The organism is Streptomyces sp. NBC_00341 (genome assembly GCF_041435055.1).
Lineage (GTDB): Bacteria > Actinomycetota > Actinomycetes > Streptomycetales > Streptomycetaceae > Streptomyces.
The window spans coordinates 3861576-3880495 of record NZ_CP108002.1 but is presented as its reverse complement, the minus strand read 5'-3'; the positions used below and the strand labels follow the sequence as shown (position 1 = coordinate 3880495).

18 protein-coding genes are annotated in these 18920 nt (G+C 70.2%); 10 read left to right on the top strand and 8 right to left on the bottom strand.

From position 1 onward, the window contains the following. From nadC to OG892_RS17405, 7 genes are all read left to right on the top strand, one after another. Window positions 1-1035, top strand: a complete 1035-nt coding sequence (gene nadC / locus OG892_RS17435) for a carboxylating nicotinate-nucleotide diphosphorylase (protein ID WP_328866554.1) — start codon at window positions 1-3, stop codon at window positions 1033-1035. Then, window positions 1035-1832, top strand: coding sequence for a type III pantothenate kinase (locus OG892_RS17430; RefSeq protein ID WP_024493731.1), 798 nt, complete (start codon window positions 1035-1037; stop codon window positions 1830-1832). The genes nadC and OG892_RS17430 overlap by 1 nt, the downstream gene beginning before the upstream one ends. A 156-nt stretch (window positions 1833-1988) precedes the next feature. Then, entirely contained in the window at window positions 1989-2564 is a 576-nt protein-coding gene (locus tag OG892_RS17425) for a hypothetical protein (protein WP_073733683.1), read from the top strand. A gap of 43 nt (window positions 2565-2607) precedes the next feature. After that, the gene (locus OG892_RS17420) at window positions 2608-2787 is read left to right on the top strand and encodes a hypothetical protein (RefSeq protein WP_073733684.1); all 180 of its coding nucleotides are present in this window, start codon (window positions 2608-2610) and stop codon (window positions 2785-2787) included. Window positions 2788-2913: 126 nt separating this feature from the next. After that, window positions 2914-3351 carry a BlaI/MecI/CopY family transcriptional regulator gene (locus OG892_RS17415; protein WP_073733685.1) on the top strand — a complete coding sequence of 146 codons (438 nt, stop codon included), beginning with the start codon at window positions 2914-2916 and terminating at the stop codon, window positions 3349-3351. A 9-nt stretch (window positions 3352-3360) separates the two neighbouring features. Beyond that, a complete protein-coding gene (locus OG892_RS17410; RefSeq protein ID WP_274535139.1) occupies window positions 3361-3918 on the top strand; it encodes an amino-acid N-acetyltransferase in 558 nt (185 codons plus the stop codon). Window positions 3919-4062: 144 nt separating this feature from the next. After that, window positions 4063-4398: an Lsr2 family protein gene (locus OG892_RS17405; protein ID WP_024494064.1), complete on the top strand. Its 336-nt coding sequence runs from the start codon at window positions 4063-4065 to the stop codon at window positions 4396-4398. Here OG892_RS17405 and OG892_RS17400 read toward each other — a convergent pair. Continuing rightward, window positions 4377-5015 carry an SCO3374 family protein gene (locus OG892_RS17400; protein ID WP_073733686.1) on the bottom strand — a complete coding sequence of 213 codons (639 nt, stop codon included), beginning with the start codon at window positions 5013-5015 and terminating at the stop codon, window positions 4377-4379. The genes OG892_RS17405 and OG892_RS17400 overlap by 22 nt on opposite strands. Before the next feature lie 441 nt (window positions 5016-5456). On the opposite strand from OG892_RS17400, the gene OG892_RS17395 reads away from it, so the two are divergent. Then, window positions 5457-7985, top strand: a complete 2529-nt coding sequence (locus tag OG892_RS17395) for an ATP-dependent Clp protease ATP-binding subunit (RefSeq protein ID WP_073733687.1) — start codon at window positions 5457-5459, stop codon at window positions 7983-7985. Window positions 7986-8068: 83 nt separating this feature from the next. Here OG892_RS17395 and OG892_RS17390 read toward each other — a convergent pair whose 3' ends face one another. Both OG892_RS17390 and OG892_RS17385 read right to left on the bottom strand, forming a co-directional pair. Continuing rightward, window positions 8069-11293: an NACHT domain-containing protein gene (locus OG892_RS17390; RefSeq protein ID WP_371629639.1), complete on the bottom strand. Its 3225-nt coding sequence runs from the start codon at window positions 11291-11293 to the stop codon at window positions 8069-8071. Next, on the bottom strand, window positions 11290-11766 hold the full coding sequence (locus OG892_RS17385) for a trypco2 family protein (RefSeq protein WP_371629638.1): 477 nt from the start codon (window positions 11764-11766) through the stop codon (window positions 11290-11292). The genes OG892_RS17390 and OG892_RS17385 overlap by 4 nt, the downstream gene beginning before the upstream one ends. 470 nt (window positions 11767-12236) lie before the next feature. On the opposite strand from OG892_RS17385, the gene OG892_RS17380 reads away from it, so the two are divergent. Further along, window positions 12237-12977 (top strand): M23 family metallopeptidase, encoded by a 741-nt coding sequence (locus OG892_RS17380; protein WP_073733689.1) that lies wholly within the window; start codon window positions 12237-12239, stop codon window positions 12975-12977. Between the two features lie 19 nt (window positions 12978-12996). Here the strand turns inward: OG892_RS17380 and OG892_RS17375 are convergent, their stop codons facing one another. Beyond that, entirely contained in the window at window positions 12997-13581 is a 585-nt protein-coding gene (locus tag OG892_RS17375; protein WP_073733690.1) for a TetR/AcrR family transcriptional regulator, read from the bottom strand. Window positions 13582-13703: 122 nt separating this feature from the next. Between OG892_RS17375 and OG892_RS17370 the strand changes: the two genes are divergently transcribed. Continuing rightward, on the top strand, window positions 13704-15275 hold the full coding sequence (locus tag OG892_RS17370) for an MDR family MFS transporter (protein WP_328866559.1): 1572 nt from the start codon (window positions 13704-13706) through the stop codon (window positions 15273-15275). A 126-nt stretch (window positions 15276-15401) separates the two neighbouring features. Here OG892_RS17370 and cseC read toward each other — a convergent pair whose 3' ends face one another. The 4 genes from cseC to OG892_RS17350 are packed head-to-tail and all read right to left on the bottom strand — an operon-like array spanning window position 15402 to window position 18877. Then, window positions 15402-16793: a two-component system sensor histidine kinase CseC gene (gene cseC, locus OG892_RS17365; protein WP_073733692.1), complete on the bottom strand. Its 1392-nt coding sequence runs from the start codon at window positions 16791-16793 to the stop codon at window positions 15402-15404. Then, on the bottom strand, window positions 16790-17497 hold the full coding sequence (gene cseB / locus OG892_RS17360; RefSeq protein ID WP_328866560.1) for a two-component system response regulator CseB: 708 nt from the start codon (window positions 17495-17497) through the stop codon (window positions 16790-16792). The genes cseC and cseB overlap by 4 nt, the downstream gene beginning before the upstream one ends. A gap of 10 nt (window positions 17498-17507) precedes the next feature. After that, a complete protein-coding gene (locus OG892_RS17355; protein ID WP_073733694.1) occupies window positions 17508-18251 on the bottom strand; it encodes a hypothetical protein in 744 nt (247 codons plus the stop codon). Beyond that, entirely contained in the window at window positions 18239-18877 is a 639-nt protein-coding gene (locus OG892_RS17350; RefSeq protein WP_327340623.1) for a SigE family RNA polymerase sigma factor, read from the bottom strand. Before OG892_RS17350 ends, OG892_RS17355 begins: the two co-directional genes overlap by 13 nt. Window positions 18878-18920 lie beyond the last annotated feature (43 nt).

The window sequence follows — 18920 nt, the reverse complement described above, 5'->3', positions numbered from 1 at the left end:
GTGAGCACGCCCGAAGAGAATCCGCGCCCCACACCCGTGGACGTACCGCTGATCCAGATCGGCGCGCCCGCACCTGCCGCGGGCGGCTGCGGCGACGGCTGCGGCTGCGGCGGGGACGACGGCTACGAGGACGAGTGCGGGCTGGACCCCGCGCTCGCCCAGCTCCTCGCGGACGCCGGTCTCGACCCGGTCCAGGTCGAGGACGTCGCGCACGTCGCGATCGCGGAGGACCTGGACGGCGGGGTGGACGTCACGACCGTGGCCACCGTCCCCGAGGACGCCGTGGCGACCGGTGACTTCACCGCCCGGGAGGCGGGGGTGGTGTCCGGTCTGCACGTGGCCGAGGCCGTCCTGTCCATCGTCTGCACGTCCGCGTTCGAGGTCGAGCGGCACGTCCTGGACGGCGACCGCGTCGTCCCGGGCCAGAAGCTGCTGACCGTCACCACCCGCACCCGCGACCTGCTCACCGGCGAACGCGGCGCGCTCAACCTGCTCTGCCGGCTCTCCGGCATCGCCACCGCCACCCGCGCCTGGGCCGACGTCCTGGAAGGCACCAAGACCAAGGTCAGGGACACCCGCAAGACGACTCCGGGCCTGCGTGCCCTGGAGAAGTACGCGGTGCGCTGCGGCGGCGGGGTCAACCACCGGATGTCGCTGTCCGACGCCGCGCTCGTCAAGGACAACCACGTCATCGCGGCGGGCGGGGTGGCCGAGGCCTTCAAACGGGTCAGGGCCGAGTTCCCGGACCTCGCGATCGAGGTCGAGGTCGACACGATGCAGCAGGTCATCGAGGTGCTGGAGGCGGGCGCCGATCTGATCCTGCTGGACAACTTCACCCCCACGCAGACGGCGGAGGCCGTCGCGCTGGTGGGCGGTCGCGCGGTCCTGGAGTCCTCCGGCCGGCTGGCGCTCGACTCCGCCCGAGCCTACGCCGAGGCCGGCGTGGACTACCTGGCCGTCGGTGCGCTCACCCACTCCGCGCCGATCCTCGACATCGGCCTGGACTTCCGCGAGACCGACGGGGCCGGCGCCTGATGCTGCTCACCATCGACGTCGGAAACACCCACACCGTGCTCGGCCTGTTCGACGGCGAGGAGATCGTCGAGCACTGGCGGATCTCCACCGACGCCCGCCGCACGGCGGACGAGCTGGCGGTACTGCTCCAGGGCCTGATGGGCATGCACCCGCTGCTGGGCATGGAGCTGGGCGACGGGATCGAGGGCATCGCCATCTGTTCCACCGTCCCGGCCGTCCTGCACGAGCTGCGCGAGGTGACCCGCCGCTACTACGGCGACGTCCCCGCCGTCCTCGTCGAGCCGGGCATCAAGACCGGCGTGCCGATCCTGATGGACAACCCGAAGGAGGTCGGCGCGGACCGCATCATCAACGCGGTCGCCGCGGTCGACCTGTACGGCGGCCCGGCGATCGTCGTCGACTTCGGCACGGCCACCACCTTCGACGCGGTCTCCGCCCGGGGCGAGTACACCGGCGGCGTCATCGCGCCCGGCATCGAGATCTCGGTCGAGGCGCTCGGCGTCAAGGGCGCGCAGCTGCGCAAGATCGAGCTGGCCCGGCCGCGCAGCGTGATCGGCAAGAACACCGTCGAGGCCATGCAGGCGGGCATCATCTACGGTTTCGCGGGCCAGGTCGACGGGGTCGTCGGCCGGATGAAGAAGGAACTGGCGGCCGACCCCGACGACGTCACCGTCATCGCGACGGGCGGCCTCGCGCCGATGGTGCTGGGCGAGTCCTCGGTCATCGACGAGCACGAGCCCTGGCTCACGCTCATCGGCCTGCGCCTGGTGTACGAGCGCAACGTGTCGCGCCTGTAGGCCGTGTCCGCCAGGTCTCGTCCGGCCCGTGACCGGTGATGTTCCGGCGCGGCGGCCCGCCCGGCCGCCGCGCCGCCCCACGGCCAGTTAAACGGATTTTGTCCATTTAGCACGTATTGTCGCGTCATGCCCACGCCCTACGGATCACGCGGCGGTATGGCGTTCAGCGCGGACGAGCTGCGAGTGCTCCGACGTGCCCTCGCCATCGCCCTCCACCCCGCGCCCCTGCCCGAAGAGGATGTCCAGGACTGCCTGCGGCTAGCGGGCTCCGTGGACGAGACGGTGAGCGAGGCGGGACGGCTGCGCGCCTTCCTCCTCGCCGACCTCACCCGCTACAGAAACGCCCTCCCCGGCTCCCTCAGCGGCTATCTGGAGCTCCTCCAGGACGCCCTGGCCGCCGGGTACGACCCCCGCCCCGAGGATCTGGCCGCGCTGCGCGCCCTGCGCGGCGGACCGGTCGCCGCGGCGCTCCTGGAGCGCTGTCAGGTGCTCGCGGAACGCTCGGTACGCGCCCGGCTGTCCGGGCGTGCCGTGTCCGCGACGGCCCCCGCGCCCCGCAGCCGGCTGCTCGCGCTGCCCGGCGGCCGTGCCGCGGAGCCGGACAAGCCGAAGGTCCCGGCGGCCCCGGCCCGCCCGGCGGCGCCGTCCGACCGCCCGGCACCGAAGCCCTCGGAGGTCTTCCCGCCGCGCCGCCGCCCGGTGCCCCCGCCGCAGCAGCGCGCCGCGGGGTAGGGGGCGCGCGTAGGCCCGTACCCGCCTCGCTACTCTGGACGTCATGGACTACGTATCCGCGCTCGTGCCCCCCGTGGTGATGGCAGCCTTCTTCATCGGCCTGGTCGTGACGATCGTCAAGAGCCAGGGCGGTCCCAACAAGGGCAAGGAGGACGCGGCCGTGGACGCGGCGATCAGCCGCGCGGAAGCGGCCCACCAGGCTCCCCGGACCGAAACGGTCTGACTCCCGCGAGGCCGCGCGTATCGCGCACAGCACCGTACGAAGGGCGTACGGCTCCCAGAGAGCCGTACGCCCTTTTTGCTGGGTGAATAACCGCCCATTCCAGACATTTGGCACTAGGGTGACGCTGTGCCCCGTCAATTGGGAGAGCTGGAAGACGCCGTGATGACCCGGGTCTGGCAATGGAACCGTCCGGTTACCGTGCGGGAAGTCCTTGAGGACCTTCAGCAGGAACGGTCCATCGCCTACACCACCGTCATGACGGTAATGGACAATCTCCATCAGAAGGGCTGGGTGCGCCGGGAAGTGGACGGCCGCGCATATCGATATACGGCGGTCTCCACCCGCGCCGCGTACTCGGCCGCACTGATGAACGAAGCCTGGTCGACGAGTGACAACCCGGCCGCCGCGCTCGTCGCGTTCTTCGGCATGATGTCGGCCGAGCAGCGTGAGGCTCTCCGGGACGCCATGCGGATGGTTGTGCCCACTCTTCCCGAGGACGCCGCAGCGCCTGCCGACGAAGCCGCCGAAGCGGCCGATGGAGCGGAGCCGGAGCCCGAACGATAGCGTCTGGGTATGTCCTCAGAGCTTCCGCAAACCGATTTCCGGACCGTACCGTCGGTTATAAACGTGCCCATCACCGTCCGGCGTGCGAGGACGAGCGATGTGGCCTCCGTCCGGAGTCTCCTCGACGGCTACGTGCGTGAAGGCATCCTGCTCGACAAAGCGACGGTCACCCTTTACGAGGACATCCAGGAGTTCTGGATCGCGGAACGCGACGAGGACGCCCGGGTCATCGGCTGCGGTGCACTGCATGTGATGTGGGAAGACCTTGCCGAAGTCCGTACTCTCGCGGTCGATCACAGCATCAAGGGAGCCGGAGTCGGGCACCAAGTGCTGGACAAGTTGTTGCAGACCGCCCGCTGGCTGGGCGTGCGACGGGTTTTCTGTCTCACCTTCGAAGTCGACTTCTTCGCGAAGCACGGCTTCGTGGAGATCGGAGAGACGCCGGTCGACGGAGATGTCTACAGCGAGCTGCTGCGTTCCTATGACGAGGGAGTCGCGGAGTTCCTGGGTCTCGAACGAGTGAAGCCGAACACCTTGGGTAACAGTCGGATGCTTCTGCACCTGTGACGGTCGGAAGAACCCCGAGGTCTATGTCCGAATCGCGCACGTTTCCCGTCTTCTTGCGCTCCTGAACCCCTCCCGAGGGTTTGTGTTTTCCGGGGAAAAGCGGTTTCCTTTCCGCGTACTCCATTTTCGATGAAAGGAAATCCGGTGGCACAGAAGGTTCAGGTCCTTCTTGTTGACGACCTCGACGGCGGCGAGGCGGACGAGACCGTCACGTTCGCGCTGGATGGCAAGACCTACGAGATCGACCTCACCACGAGCAACGCGGACAAGCTGCGCACGCTGCTCGAGCCTTACGCCAAGGGCGGCCGTCGTACCGGTGGCCGTGCCGCTTCCGGGCGTGGCAAGGGCCGCGCGGTTCCCGGTGGCAACAAGGACACCGCCGAGATCCGTAAGTGGGCGCGCGAGAACGGCCACAATGTGAATGACCGGGGCCGTGTTCCCGCGGACATCCGTGAGGCTTACGAGAAGGCCAACGGCTGAGCAGCCGGCTCTTCACAGACCGGCCTCTTCCGGGCGCGCGTCAGGCGGGCCCGGTGGCATTCCGTCGCCACGGCGTCCACGAGCCGGACGAGATCGGGAGTATCCCCACCCCTGCTCCCGAAGCCGGAGAGGGCCGGGAGCACCGGTTCCCCGTTCTGCCCGTGCGGTGACCAGGGGGGTCGCAGCCAGACGGCGGCCCCCGGCGGGCCGGGCCGACCGGGCGGCGGGGGTGCGGTGATCCGGCCGCCGGTGCCGAGGGCGGTCAGGGTGAGGGCGACCGGCCCCCACTCCAGCCAGTCGAGCAGTCCGGGCAGCTCATCCGCGCTTCCCGCTGCCACCAGCAGACTCATCCGCTCACCCATGAGCGCCACGGGGCCCGCACGGCCCACCCGACGCAGCGCCGCGTGACCGGCGGCGGCGGGGACGACGAGCGCGTCGAACCGCAGCCCGGTCAGCAGCCGCACCGGAGCGACGCCGGCGGTGGCCCAGCCGAGCCGCTGCTCGTACCACTGGGACCAGCCGCCCCGCGGTTCAGCCCCGGCACGGCCGTTCCGGCCGACGGGCGGTGGAGTGCCGACGGGCAGCGGAGTTCGGGGCGGCGGGACGGTGAGAGCCATGCCGGAAGAACTCCCGATCCCGGTCCCGGGTTACGCAGAGTCCTCGCTCGAACGCTTAGTGTGTCCGGGTTGGGGGCGTACGGGCGCATTCAGGAGTACGAAGATGTTCGCCCGTAGCGGAGGGAACCCACGTACGCCGCATGGACTGTCTGTAATTGCGGGTAAGACATCCCTAGTGGGGAGGGGCGACACGCGGCCACCGGGCGTCTCACGTTCGCCATCGGCGTACTGGAGATAGGGGTATCCGCCTGGCCTGCGGGAACATCGTCTCGCACCATCGGGTTGGAGCAGTTGTCGGCGTTCGGGGCGGGAGAACCCCCGGGAAGCAGGGCCGGGTGTCGGCAGTTGAAATGAGCGGTCCCCGCTTGCGGGACTAAGCTGCGGAAGGACAGGGAGGGGACCGACCCCTTACTGCCTGACCGCTCTGAGGAGCGATTAACGATGTTCGAGAGGTTCACCGACCGCGCGCGGCGGGTTGTCGTCCTGGCTCAGGAAGAAGCCCGGATGCTCAACCACAACTACATCGGCACCGAGCACATCCTCCTGGGCCTGATCCACGAGGGTGAGGGTGTCGCCGCTAAGGCCCTGGAGAGCCTCGGGATTTCGCTCGAGGCGGTCCGCCAGCAGGTGGAGGAGATCATCGGTCAGGGCCAGCAGGCCCCGTCCGGCCACATCCCCTTCACCCCCCGAGCCAAGAAGGTCCTGGAGCTGTCGCTCCGCGAGGCCCTTCAGCTCGGCCACAACTACATCGGCACCGAGCACATCCTGCTCGGCCTGATCCGCGAGGGCGAGGGCGTCGCTGCCCAGGTCCTCGTGAAGCTGGGCGCCGACCTGAACCGGGTCCGCCAGCAGGTCATCCAGCTTCTCTCCGGTTACTCGGGCGGCAAGGAGGCTGCCACAGCGGGCGGCCCCGCGGAGGGCACGCCCTCCACCTCCCTGGTGCTGGACCAGTTCGGCCGGAACCTCACCCAGGCCGCTCGTGAATCCAAGCTCGACCCGGTCATCGGGCGCGAGAAGGAGATCGAGCGGGTCATGCAGGTGCTGTCCCGCCGTACGAAGAACAACCCGGTCCTCATCGGTGAGCCCGGCGTCGGCAAGACGGCGGTCGTCGAGGGCCTGGCCCAGGCCATCGTCAAGGGCGAGGTGCCCGAGACCCTCAAGGACAAGCACCTCTACACCCTCGACCTCGGTGCGCTGGTCGCCGGTTCCCGCTACCGCGGTGACTTCGAGGAGCGCCTGAAGAAGGTGCTCAAGGAGATTCGCACCCGCGGCGACATCATCCTGTTCATCGACGAGCTCCACACCCTGGTGGGTGCGGGTGCCGCCGAGGGCGCGATCGACGCCGCGAGCATCCTCAAGCCCATGCTGGCGCGAGGCGAGCTGCAGACCATCGGTGCCACCACGCTCGACGAGTACCGCAAGCACCTGGAGAAGGACGCCGCTCTCGAGCGCCGCTTCCAGCCCATCCAGGTCGCGGAGCCCTCGCTGCCGCACACCATCGAGATCCTCAAGGGTCTGCGCGACCGCTACGAGGCCCACCACCGCGTGTCCATCACGGACGAGGCGCTGGTCCAGGCCGCGACGCTGGCCGACCGGTACATCTCGGACCGCTTCCTGCCGGACAAGGCGATCGACCTGATCGACGAGGCCGGTTCCCGGATGCGCATCCGCCGGATGACCGCGCCGCCGGACCTCCGCGAGTTCGACGAGAAGATCGCGGGCGTCCGCCGGGACAAGGAGTCGGCCATCGACTCCCAGGACTTCGAGAAGGCAGCCTCTCTCCGCGACAAGGAGAAGCAGCTGCTCTCCGCGAAGACCAAGCGCGAGAAGGAGTGGAAGGCCGGCGACATGGACGTCGTGGCCGAGGTCGACGGCGAGCTCATCGCCGAGGTCCTCGCCACCGCCACCGGCATCCCGGTCTTCAAGCTGACGGAGGAGGAGTCCTCCCGTCTGCTGCGCATGGAGGACGAGCTCCACAAGCGCGTCATCGGCCAGAAGGACGCCATCAAGGCCCTCTCGCAGGCGATCCGCCGTACGCGGGCAGGCCTGAAGGACCCGAAGCGTCCCGGTGGCTCGTTCATCTTCGCCGGTCCGTCCGGTGTCGGTAAGACCGAGCTCTCCAAGACGCTCGCCGAATTCCTCTTCGGTGACGAGGACGCGCTGATCGCCCTCGACATGTCGGAGTTCAGCGAGAAGCACACGGTTTCCCGGCTCTTCGGTTCTCCCCCCGGATACGTGGGATACGAGGAGGGCGGTCAGCTCACCGAGAAGGTGCGCCGCAAGCCGTTCTCCGTCGTCCTCTTCGACGAGGTCGAGAAGGCCCACCCCGATATCTTCAATTCCCTGCTCCAGATCCTGGAGGACGGTCGCCTGACCGACTCCCAGGGCCGGGTCGTGGACTTCAAGAACACGGTCATCATCATGACGACCAACCTCGGGACCCGGGACATCTCCAAGGGCTTCAACCTGGGCTTCGCCGCCCAGGGCGACGTGAAGACGAACTACGAGCGGATGAAGAACAAGGTCAACGAAGAGCTCAAGCAGCACTTCCGGCCCGAGTTCCTCAACCGTGTCGATGACACGGTCGTCTTCCACCAGCTCACCGAGGAAGACATCATCCAGATCGTCGACCTCATGCTCGCCAAGGTGGACGAGCGGCTGAAGGACCGCGACATGGGCATCGAGCTCAGCGCGGACGCGAAGTCGCTCCTGGCGAAGAAGGGCTACGACCCCGTGATGGGCGCCCGGCCGCTGCGCCGGACGATCCAGCGCTCGATCGAGGACATCCTCTCCGAGAAGATCCTCTTCGGTGAGCTGCGCCCCGGTCACATCGTGGTCGTCGGCACCGAGGGCGAGGGTGACGAGAAGACGTTCACCTTCCGTGGCGAGGAGAAGTCGGCTCTGCCCGACGTCCCCCCGATCGAGCAGGCGGCAGGCGGCGCAGGCCCGAACATGACGAAGGAAGCGTGACAGGCGCCTAGCGCGCCCGAGCGTCGGAAGGGGCGGCCCCGGACCGGTTTCGACCGGTCGGGGGCCGCCCCTTCCGCGTGTGCTCAGGGCAGCACGACGAGCCCCCAGCCGCCGGACACCTCGCGGAAGCCGCCGGCTTCGACCATGAGCCCCGCCAGGGCTTCCAGCGGCGTCAGATCGATGGCCTGGTCGCGGGAGAAGGCCCTGAGCCAGAGCGTGTCCAGTGAGGGGAAGACCCGGGGGAGCGAACTCAGGTCAGGCAGCTCTCCGACCCTTTCGAGCCTGAGCTCGGTGACGGACGGGACGACGGCCGCGCCCAGGAACTCGGAGGCGTCCGACCGTACGGTCAGGTGCGTCACCTGAGGGGACTCAGCCAGGGCGACGCAGAGGGGAGGCACCGCCGTCGGGGACAACAGATCGAGGTCGCGCAGGCCGTCCCAGCCGTGCAGCGTGTCGATCATCACCGGGCGCTCGCCTTTGAGGACCAGTGTGGACACCCCCGGGTGAGCGGGTATGTCGCTCAGCTGCGGGGTTCTGAGGCTGTCGAGGCTGAGAGTGAGGACCTCGCTCGCGGCCGTGGCCCGCAGGGCGCTGAGCGGCAGGCAGCTCATGTCCAGGTCGAGCCGGTGCAGTCTCGGGAGTCCGCCGAGCGGGCCGAGGTCCTGAACGTTCGGGCAGTCCGTCAATGACAGCTCCGTCAGTGTTCCGGCCGCGTCGGCCAGGAAGGACAGGTCCGTCAGCGCGGTGTTCTGCCAGAGGTCGAGGCAGCTCCATGGCCTGCCGCGCAGCCCGGCCCGCAGTTCCGACGAGGTGAAGTCGCCGCTGATGCTCAGTTCGGTGACGGCCGGGAGGTGGCGCAGCGCCGTCAGCTGGTCCAGCGAGCTGATGATCAGATTCTGGCGCGCCAGATCCATCGTGGAGAGGACCTGCTGGGCGTAGAGGTCCGCCGGGAACCTGTCCCAGTTCCGGAACGCCGGGCCCAGCTCGGGGTGGGCGAGCAGCCACCGGCGGGCGTACGGGACGGCTTCCGCGCCGCCGACCTCTGTGATCACGTGCGCGATGTGAACGATGCCGTTGGCCCCGAGGCCCGGGTCGTCCGGCTCCGGAAGGCAGTGCAGGCCGGCCGGGCCGAGCCGGGCGATCTGCCGGACCTCCCGCCTGGACCGGAGCGGGAACAGCGACGCCACCGCCTCGGAGACCCTGGCACGCGTCGTGTCGTCGAGCCACGTCGCGTGCTGCGCGCACAGCGCGGCCAGGACGAAGAGCTCATGGACCGTGACACTGCTGTCCGGGCTCGCCCGGGCGTCCAGGATTCCGTTGATCAGGGCGGGGTGCTCCCGCCGGCCGCAGTGGCCCGCCGCGAGCAGGATGACGTCCTGCCACTGCTGGGAGTCCGCCCGGCCGATCAGTTCGTGGAGGTGGCCGCCCTCGACGAACTCCTTCGCCGCGAGGAAGTCCTGGAAGGTCCGGTGGGCGAACTGGTAGACGCCGTCGGCCCGCTCCTGGAGGACGCCGCTGCGGTTCAGCAGATGGGTCAGGACCTCCGGCGCCGCGCCCTGGCGCCGGATCTGTTCCATGCCCCGCAGCCCCTGCTCCAGCTGGTGCAGCGCCTGCTCGCGGTCCAGCTCCGTCTGGCCGCCCCGCACCAGCCAGATCGCGATGCGCTGGAGGAGTTCGGCCTGCTCGTCCACGTTCATCGTGATGCCCTCGGGAGCGTCGATCCGACGCCGCTTGTCGCGGTTGCCGAGCAGCATGGTGAGCGCCGAGTCGTACAGGCTCCAGCGGGTCTCCGGCAGGAGGCCCTGGCGCCGCCGGTGCAGGGCGCAGATCACGGCGCACAGGAGCGGGGTGCGGGCCAGGTTGCTCAGGGTGGAGTTGGTGTCGAACTGCCGGACCAGATCGCGCTCCAGCTCGCCCAGTGCCGCGTGGTCCGGGTCGTCCAGCCGGGCCGCCCGGTGCCAGGCCGCGACGAACGCCGCGATGTCCTCGTTCCGCATCGGCAGCAGCCGCAGCTCCTCGAAGTCCTCCGAGGCCAGCCAGTCCGGGGCGACCGCGTGCGGGCGCACGGTCGCCACGCAGCGGGTCGCCGGGTAGCGGCGCAGCAGCCGGGACAGCCAGTCGTACGCGGCCTCGCGCTCGTCCGGCGGGACCTCGTCCAGGCCGTCCACGAGCAGCAGCCCGCGGCCCGCCTCCAGGACCCGCCCGGTCCAGCCCTCCGGCGGGTCGTCGACGGCTGTCGAGGCGGCGGCGGCCAGCTGTCCGACGGACGGGAAGGCGCCGCCCCGCGCCCGCAGGGTGCGCAGCGGGACGACGAAGGGCACCAGCCCGTTGAGCGCCGTCAGCTTCGGCCCGAGGGTGCCGGCGGAGGCGTGCGCCGCCAGCCACCAGACCAGGGTGGTCTTCCCGGCCCCCGCGTCGCCCCGCAGCAGCACCCGGGGGCGCTCTGCGAGCAGGGCGTCGACGCGCCGGGGTGCGGGGCGCGGCTCCTCGGGCGCCGCGGAGCGGTCGCGCGGCTGGGCCTCCAGGCTGAGGTAGGCGGTGTCCAGGTCCCATTCGGAGTCGTGCCGGCCGAGCTCGTCCAGCCCGAAGATCTTGGTGCGCCGGTACGCGGCGCCGAGCGCGGCCGCGTACTCCTCCTCGTAGCGCAGGTCCTTGGGGAAGTGCCCGTGGACCTGTTCGTGGTGGGGTTCGGCGCCGCTCTGCCGGTGGTACACCAGCCGGAAGGGCTCGGAGGCCAGGAGCGGACCGAGCGGTACGCATTCCACCCGGCGGCCCCCGCGCCGCGGCGGGATCTGCCGGGCGATGCCGAGCAGGACGCTGCCCGCGAAGACCGGTCCGCCGGAGAGCCCGCGCAGCGCGGGCGGCTCGCGGTCCGGCCCGGCGGGCGGACCGTCCAGCTCGCAGACGAGCACATTGCGCGGGCGGCCCGCCACGGGCAGCACGGTGGCGGTGTACTGGTCGGCCTCCAGGTGCTCGTCGGGGCCGTGGCGCTGCACGTCGGGGAAGCCGGTGAGCTCGCAGCCGGTGAGCGCCTGGCTGCTGTGCAGGACGCCGAGCCGTACCGGTTCTGCCGGGAGCAGCGGGGCCGTCGTCCGGACGAGGGCGGCGTCGAGGCCGTGGTCGATCCAGACGACGGCCGAGGCGGTGTGTCCGGCGAGGCCCGGGTGCGCGACGGAGCAGAGGGCGCTGCCCTTGACGACGTGGGCGCAGGTCAGCACCAGCCGGTCGGTGAGCAGGACACCGCTGCCCTGGACGGAGCCGGCGCCCAGGACCACGACGGTGCGGTCCGTGGGCGGTATGGCCGTCACGGCCGGGGCCGCCCCTGGCCGAACCGGTCGGTACCGCCGCCGCTGCCGGGCCGGTCGGTACTGCCATCGGCGCCGGGCCGGTCGGTACTGCCGCCGGCGCCGAACCGTTCGGTACTGCCGTCGGCCTCGTGGCCGATCTGCCAGGCCTCGCCGGTCGTGGCGTCACGCGGTCGCAGGGTGAAGGCGACCTTGTGGGTGTGGCCGGTGGCGCGGCCCGCGTCGGCGCCGGCCTCCACCACCCAGGCCTTCACCCGGGCGGAGCCCTTGACCTCCTTGCGGAGTTCCAGGGTGAACTCCATCTGGATGTCGCCGACCTCGAAGGACAGCGGGCGGCCGGTGCCCCGGGTGGCGGCCTCGATGAGCTGGTTGCGGACCGATTCGACGGCGTCGGCGAGCTCGATGCCGTCGTGGCGTCCGCTGCCCGAAACCCCGCCGCCGCTGTTTCCGCCCGTACCTGCGGTGTTTCCGGTCATGTGCCGTCCCCCCGGAGCTGTTCGGTTCTCGCCGTGCCAGCGTAGTCAGGTTGCCTGCCGAAGGTCCCGAAACGGACAGCCTTTGGTCCCACCGGCGGTGACAAGGCGCACAGCCCTTCAGAGGCCTACTAGCCGGCCTAGGAGCACGCGCCATGATCGCCGGAGGGACCTTCGGCCCTGCGCCCGGCGGGACCTTGGGAGCTACGGGATGAAGTGCCCAGAAAGCGGGGTCATGTCCGTTTGGGGTGGATTGGAACTGGGCTTAAACGTCTTCGCGCGAAGAGAGGCGAAGAGATTCGACGGCTCGCCAGAGGTCCGGGTCCGGGACCCGCGGAAGCGAATTCCCGGGGCGGCGGCTACGGCTTTTCTTCGTAGATGGGGGGTTTGAGCACCGGCGGGGTGGCGGGTTACCAAGGGATAGCCAGCCCGGCGGATGTGCCGGGTCCAGTCATCCCGGAGGTCTTCCGCTTATGTCGAAGCGCGTTACGTTCAAGCACTCCCACCGCCCGTCCGCCTCCCGTGTGCGCGGCGCCGTGGTGGCGGCCGGTCTGGGGACGTCGATGGTTCTCGGTGCGGGCGCTGCGTTCGCGGCCGGCACGACGGGTACCCCCCACGCCGCGAGCCTGGCGAGCACCGCCACGGCCGACTCGGTCGCCGAGCAGGCGGCCGCGCAGGGCAAGGCGGCCAAGCACACGGCCGAGAAGAAGGCCGACGCCGCGAAGAAGAAGGCCGCGGCGGCCAAGAAGAAGGCCGAGGCCAGGAAGAAGGCGGCCAAGAAGGCCGCCAAGAAGCTTCGCTGGGAGACCCCGGTCCACCACTACGAGCTGAGCGCGAGCTTCGGCAACGACGGCAGCCGCTGGGCGCACAAGCACTCCGGCCAGGACTTCGCCGTGCCGATCGGCACCAAGGTCGAGGCCGCGCACACCGGCACCATCGTGAAGGCCGGCCCGAACGGCGGCGGCGACGGTCCCGCGTACGGCAACGCCATCGTGATCAAGCACAGCGACGGCCGGTACTCGCAGTACGCGCACCTCTCGAAGATCAAGGTGCACATCGGCGAGCACGTGAAGAAGGGGCAGAAGATCGCCCTCTCCGGCAACACCGGAAACTCCAGCGGCCCGCACCTGCACTTCGAGATCCGGAACACCGCGAACTACGGTTCCGCGATCAACCCGGTCAACTACCTGCACAAGGTGGGTGTCCACGTCTGACCCGCACCGGCCCGGTCCGCTACCTCGCGGCACCCGGGTCGTGCGCCTGAGTCATCAGTTCGACGGCGACCTCCAGGACGGCCTTGCGCTTGTCCTCGGGGTCGCCGTCGACGTCCTTGAGGGCGAACATGCCGGCGTGCATCGTGAAGAGCGCGCTGAAGCACCGCACCTGGTCGATCATCGGCGCCTCCGGATCCTTGATCAGGTCGACGAGCGCCAGGATCCGGCCCTTGATCGTCACGCCGATGCTCAGGTCGCGCACGGTCGCCTGGTTCTCCTGCATGAACTGGAAGAGCGGGGCGGCGGTGGTCAGCGCGTCGCTGTAGCGGGCGAGGATCTCCTTCCTCGTCTCCAGGGTGCGAGGCTGCTCCCGGCCCCAGGCGATCAGTTCCTCGACGGGCCGGTTGAGGTCCTCGAAGATGCCGACGAGGATGTCCTCCTTGGTTTTGAAGTGGTAGTAGAGGGCGGCCTTGGTGACGTCCAGCTTCTCGGAGATCTCCCGCAGGGAGGTCTTCTCGTAGCCCTGCTCGGCGAAGAGTTCCAGAGCGACGTCCTGGATGCGCTGGCGGGTGTTGCCCCGGCGCGGCTGCGTCGTGCTGCTCATGGTGCTCTCCCCATACTTACTTGACGCCCGGCTAGTTGCGGGGGTACTTTCCCCCAGTGTAGTCAACTAGCCGGGCGGCAAGTAAGGGCCCGGTGAGCAGGGGATCAGGGGAGTTGGGGAACATGTCGGACCTGAAGACGGCGACGGGTGGGAAGGCGGCCGGCGGCAAGCCGAAACGCGCGCCGAAGAGCGAGCCGCAGCAGCGCAGCGTCCGGGTGGTGATCGTCGCCCTGCTGATCGCCATGCTGCTGGCGATGCTCGACAACCTGATCGTCGGCACCGCGATGCCGACGATCGTCGGCGACCTCGGAGGGCTGGAACATCTGTCCTGGGTGGTGACCGCGTACACCCTTGCCACCGCGGCCTCCACGCCCATCTGGGGCAAGCTCGGCGACATGTACGGGCGCAAGGGCATGTTCCTCACGTCCATCGTGATCTTCCTGATCGGCTCGGTCCTCAGCGGCATGTCCCAGGACATGGGCCAGCTGATCGGCTTCCGGGCGATCCAGGGCCTCGGCGCCGGCGGTCTGATGGTCGGCGTCATGGCGATCATCGGTGACCTCGTGCCGCCCCGCGAGCGCGGCAAGTACCAGGGCCTGATGGCCGGTGTCATGGCGATCGCGATGATCGGCGGACCGCTGGTCGGCGGCACCATCACCGACCACCTCGGCTGGCGCTGGGCCTTCTACATCAACATCCCGCTGGGCATCGTCGCCCTGGCCATGGTCACCGCCGTACTGCACCTCCCCAAGCGGGAGCGCAGGAAGGCGAAGGTCGACTACCTCGGGGCCGGGCTGCTGACGGTCGGCATCACCGCCATCGTGCTGGTGACCACCTGGGGCGGCTCGGAGTACGACTGGAACTCCGCCGTGATCATGGAGCTCATCGCGATCGGTGTCGCCTCGCTGGCCGGCTTCGTCTTCGTCGAGACGAAGGCCGCGGAGCCGATCATCCCGCTGCACATCTTCCGCAACCTCAACTTCACGCTGATGTCCGTGGTCGGCTTCATGGCGGGCTTCGTGATGTTCGGCGCGGTGCTGTTCCTGCCGCTGTTCCAGCAGTCCGTCCAGGGCGCGTCCGCGACCAACTCCGGACTCCTGCTGCTGCCGATGCTGCTCTCGATGATGGTCGTCTCGCTGATCGCCGGGCGCGTCACCACCAACAGCGGCCGGTACAAGATCTTCCCGATCATCGGCTCGATCCTGATGGTGGCCGGACTCTTCCTGCTCTCCACGATGGACACCGGCACCACCCGCCTCACCTCGGGCATCTACATGGCGGTGCTCGGCGCCGGCATGGGCTTCCTGATGCAGATCACGATGCTCGTCGCGCAGAACAGCGTCGAGCTGAAGGACATGGGCGTCGCCTCGTCCGCCACCACCCTGTTCCGTACGCTCGGCAGCTCCTTCGGCGTCGCGATCATGGGCGCCCTGTTCACCGGCCGGGTGCAGGACGAGATGGCCGCCCGCGGCGGCGGGGGAGCCACCTCGCACTCCGCCCAGCTGGACGCGGCGAGCCTGGCGAAGCTGCCGGTGCCGGTGCGCGAGGCGTACGAGTTCGCGGTGTCGTCCGGTACCCACATCGCCTTCCTGGTGGGCGCCTCTGTCGGAGTGGTCGCCCTGGTGGCGGCGCTCTTCGTCAAGGAGGTCCCGCTGCGCGGCGCGGCCCCGGACCCGGCCGAGAGCATGGTGTAGCCGTAGCGGTGTAGCCGTCATGGCGGCCAAGCCGTACGAAGAGGCCCCCGGGGCGCACGCGATGTACCGCGTGCGCCCCGGGGGCCTTTCCGTTGCCGGGGCCGGCCGGGCACCCGGGCGTACCGCTCAGCTCTCCGAGGGCCCGCGGCCGTGGTCCTTGCCGCTGCTCGCGGCCGTCCTGCCGTTCGGCCGGGGAGCGCGCTGCTCGGCGAACTGGAGCATCGGGTAGCTCCCGGTGTCCGTCGGCGCGTGCTCGGGCAGCCACAGCACGGCGATCGCCCCGCCCACGCCCGGCACCGAGCCCTCCGGAGCGGCGTTGCGGAAGGTCAGCCGGGCGCCGAGCACCCGCGCCTGACCGGCCGCGATCGTCAGCCCGAGACCGTGCCCGTGGCCCGCCCGGTCGGTCGATCCGGTACGGAACCGGCTCGGCCCCTCCCGCAGCAGCGCCGCCGGGAACCCCGCACCGTGATCGCGGATCCGGACCACCCGGCCCTCGACCGTGACCTCCACCGGGGTGGAGCCGTGCTTGGCGGCGTTGCCCAGCAGATTGCCCAGGATGCGCTCCAGCCGGCGCGGATCGGTGCTGACCCACGACTCATGGACCACCTGGACCCGCACGTCCGGGTCCAGCAGCGCGATCCGGCGGCTCACGAAGTCCCCCAGCGCGATCTCCTGCAGCTCGGCCCGCTCCGACGCGCTGTCCAGCCGGGCCACCTCCAGCACGTCCTCGACCAGGGTGCGCATCGCCTGCGCCCGGTCCCGTACCAGCTCCGTGGGGCGGCCGGGCGGCAGCAGCTCGGCCGCCGTCAGCAGCCCCGTCACCGGGGTGCGCAGCTCGTGCGCGATGTCCGCGGTGACCCGGCGCTCCGCCTCGATCCGCTCGTTCAGCGCGTCCGTCAGCGCGTCCACCGCACCGGCCAGCTCATCGGTCTCGTCCCGCACGACACCGCCGACGGCGTCCCGGACCCGGACCTCCGTATTGCCCTGCGCGACCTTTCCGGCCGCCGTCGCCGCCTTGCGCAGCCGGCGCGACAGCTGACCGCCGATCAGCACCCCCAGCGCGCAGCCGCCGAAGACCACCGAGACCGAGCCGATGATCAGGGCCCGGTCGAGATCGCCCATGATCGTGGTGGAGCGGTCCGCGAACCGGGTGTGCAGCGAGAGCACGTCACCGTTGGCCAGCGGCACGGCCGCCCACACGTCCGGCACCCCGCCGCCGTCCTCCACATGGGTGGCACGCCGGTTCTTCCGGGTCTCCTGGCGCAGGCTCTGCGGCATCGTCGGATCGTTGATCTTCGCGCCGAACCGGGGGTCGGCCTTCTTCGTCTTCTTCGCCTCGTAGAGCAGCTGGGCGTAGGTCAGCCGCTCCAGCTGGACCTCGCGGGCGTTCTCCAGCATCGAGACCCGGGCCGCGTTGTGCACGACCAGGCTCAGCGCGACCGCGATCAGGGCGCCGACCGCGGCGATCGCGATGCTGATCTTCCAGCGGACACTCGTCCGCAGGGACGGCCGCCTCATGCCCTGAGCTTGTAGCCGAAGCCGCGGACCGTCTCGATCCGGTCCTGGCCGATCTTCGTGCGCAGCCGCTGCACATGGACGTCCACGACCCGGGTGTCACCGCCCCAGCCGTAGTCCCAGACCCGCTCCAGCAGCTTGTCGCGGGAGAGCACGGTGCCGGGCGCGGACGAGAACTCCAGCAGCAGCCGCATCTCGGTCGGCGTCAGGCCCACCTGCTCGCCGGCCCTGCGCACCTCCATGCCCTCGGTGTCGACCTCCAGGTCGCCGAAGACCAGCACCCCGCCCTCCGGCGCGTCCTCCGTACCGGCGGCGCCGCCCTGTCCGCTGCCCGAGGCGTGGCCGAAGCGGCGCAGCACGGCGCGGATCCGGGCGACCAGCACCGCGCCGTCGAAGGGCTTGGTGACGTAGTCGTCGGCGCCGGCCTCCAGACCGAGCACCACGTCGATCGAGTCGGCACGGGCAGACAGCATGATCACGGGCACCGTCGACTCGTCCCGGATGCGGCGGCACAGGCTCACCCCGTCCAGTCCGGGCACCATCACGTCGAGCAGCGCGATGTCGGGCCGGTCGGCCCGGAACGCTTCAAGGCCCCGCAGCCCGTCGGGCATCGCGGTGACCACGAAGCCGTCCCGCTCCAGCGCCAGCTGGGTGGCCTCGCGGATGACGTCGTCGTCCTCGACGAACAGGACATGGGTCTCGGCCATCGGAAAGCTCTCAGTTCTTCGTCGGTTCCGTGGGCTCCGGGAAGTCCCCCTCCCCGGCACCGACGGCTCGGTTGAAGTCGTTGCGCACCCGGTCCGTCTCGCTGAACCGGGTGTTCGCCCAGTGGTACGTGATCACTTCCTCGCCCGAGGGATAGGCGACCGAGTCCTTCTTCCCGTAGACCTGGGTCGTCACCACCAGATCACCTCGGTCGATGGTCCCGTAGACCGCCGGCTGTTCGGTGGTGAAGACGTTCTCGTACGTGCCGTCGGCGCGGGGCCGGTACACATAGGTGCCGACGCCCACCGAATCGCCGCAGGTCATCACGTTCACGACCACGTCGGCGCCGGGGCCGCCGGTCAGCTTCCCGTACGAGGTGTCCACCGGGTACTCGTCACCGGTGCAGGGCTTCAGATCCGTCCGGACCCGTTCGCTCACCTTCGTGTCCGCCTTGAGCAGGGCGACGGCGTCGACCCGCGGGGTCGGCTTCGCCCTGGACGGCGTCGTGGCGGTCGGCGTGATCCGCACGACCGGCTGGGTGCCCGCCGGGCCCTCGTCGCGGGTGCCGGTACCACCGGTGGAGCAGCTCACGGCGAACAGCCCGACGACGGCGAGCCCGGCCAGAGCCGTACTGCTCGCCGCCCATCCGGTCAGCCGCCGTCCGCGCCCCGCGCCTGTTCTCCCGCCGCTTCCCCCGTCGGTGACCGCGTCGTCGCTCGCGCCGCCGCCGTCACCGCTGCCTTTCAGGCCGCGCACCGCTCCCGCCCCCGCTCGTCATGACGCCCGATCCCCTGCGCCGCGCTCCGGGTCCGTACCGGAGCGGTGGCCGACGCGGCACGGGCGGCCGGGCGGTGCTCCCGGTCCTCGCGGATCCGGGCCTCCCTGGCCGCCTCTTCCCTGCTCTCCAGCTCCTGGCGCAGCCGCGCCAGGGCACGGTGCAGCGTGCTCTTCACCGTACCGGCCGACATACCGAGCGCGGCGGCCGTCTCCTCCGTGCTCATCTGCTCCCAGTGTCGCAGGACGACGACGCTGCGCTGCTTGGGAGCCAGCACGCCCAGGACGTCCATCAGCAGGGCGCGGTCGGCGCGCTGCTCGGTGCCGTCCTCGATGCTGGCGTCGGGGAGCTGCTCGGTGGGGACCTCGTCCAGCCTGCGGGCCCGCCACCACTCGGTCCGGGTGTTGATCATGACGCGGCGCAGATAGGCGTCGGCGAGGGACTTGTCGGCGATGCCGTCCCAGCGGCGGTAGGTACGCGCCAGGGCGGTCTGCAGCAGGTCCTGCGCGTCCACGGGGTCGGGGACCAGCCGGCGTGCGCTGCGCAGCAGCGCCTCCTGCCGGGTACGCACGTACTCCTCGAATCCGAGCACCTCGCCCTGCGCCATAACAACCGCCTCCATCCCCGTGGATCCCCGTAGTACCGCTGCC

Excerpts from the sequence above, each read along its gene's own strand:
- OG892_RS17430 (WP_024493731.1), top strand. The coding sequence starts at position 1,035 with ATGCTGCTCACCATCGACGTCGGAAACACCCACACCGTGCTCGGCCTG.
- OG892_RS17425 (WP_073733683.1), top strand. The coding sequence starts at position 1,989 with ATGGCGTTCAGCGCGGACGAGCTGCGAGTGCTCCGACGTGCCCTCGCC.
- OG892_RS17420 (WP_073733684.1), top strand. The coding sequence starts at position 2,608 with ATGGACTACGTATCCGCGCTCGTGCCCCCCGTGGTGATGGCAGCCTTC.
- OG892_RS17410 (WP_274535139.1), top strand. The coding sequence starts at position 3,361 with ATGTCCTCAGAGCTTCCGCAAACCGATTTCCGGACCGTACCGTCGGTT.
- OG892_RS17400 (WP_073733686.1), bottom strand. The coding sequence starts at position 5,015 with ATGGCTCTCACCGTCCCGCCGCCCCGAACTCCGCTGCCCGTCGGCACT.
- OG892_RS17395 (WP_073733687.1), top strand. The coding sequence starts at position 5,457 with ATGTTCGAGAGGTTCACCGACCGCGCGCGGCGGGTTGTCGTCCTGGCT.
- OG892_RS17385 (WP_371629638.1), bottom strand. The coding sequence starts at position 11,766 with ATGACCGGAAACACCGCAGGTACGGGCGGAAACAGCGGCGGCGGGGTT.
- OG892_RS17380 (WP_073733689.1), top strand. The coding sequence starts at position 12,237 with ATGTCGAAGCGCGTTACGTTCAAGCACTCCCACCGCCCGTCCGCCTCC.
- OG892_RS17375 (WP_073733690.1), bottom strand. The coding sequence starts at position 13,581 with ATGAGCAGCACGACGCAGCCGCGCCGGGGCAACACCCGCCAGCGCATC.
- OG892_RS17370 (WP_328866559.1), top strand. The coding sequence starts at position 13,704 with ATGTCGGACCTGAAGACGGCGACGGGTGGGAAGGCGGCCGGCGGCAAG.
- cseC (WP_073733692.1), bottom strand. The coding sequence starts at position 16,793 with ATGAGGCGGCCGTCCCTGCGGACGAGTGTCCGCTGGAAGATCAGCATC.
- cseB (WP_328866560.1), bottom strand. The coding sequence starts at position 17,497 with ATGGCCGAGACCCATGTCCTGTTCGTCGAGGACGACGACGTCATCCGC.
- OG892_RS17350 (WP_327340623.1), bottom strand. The coding sequence starts at position 18,877 with ATGGCGCAGGGCGAGGTGCTCGGATTCGAGGAGTACGTGCGTACCCGG.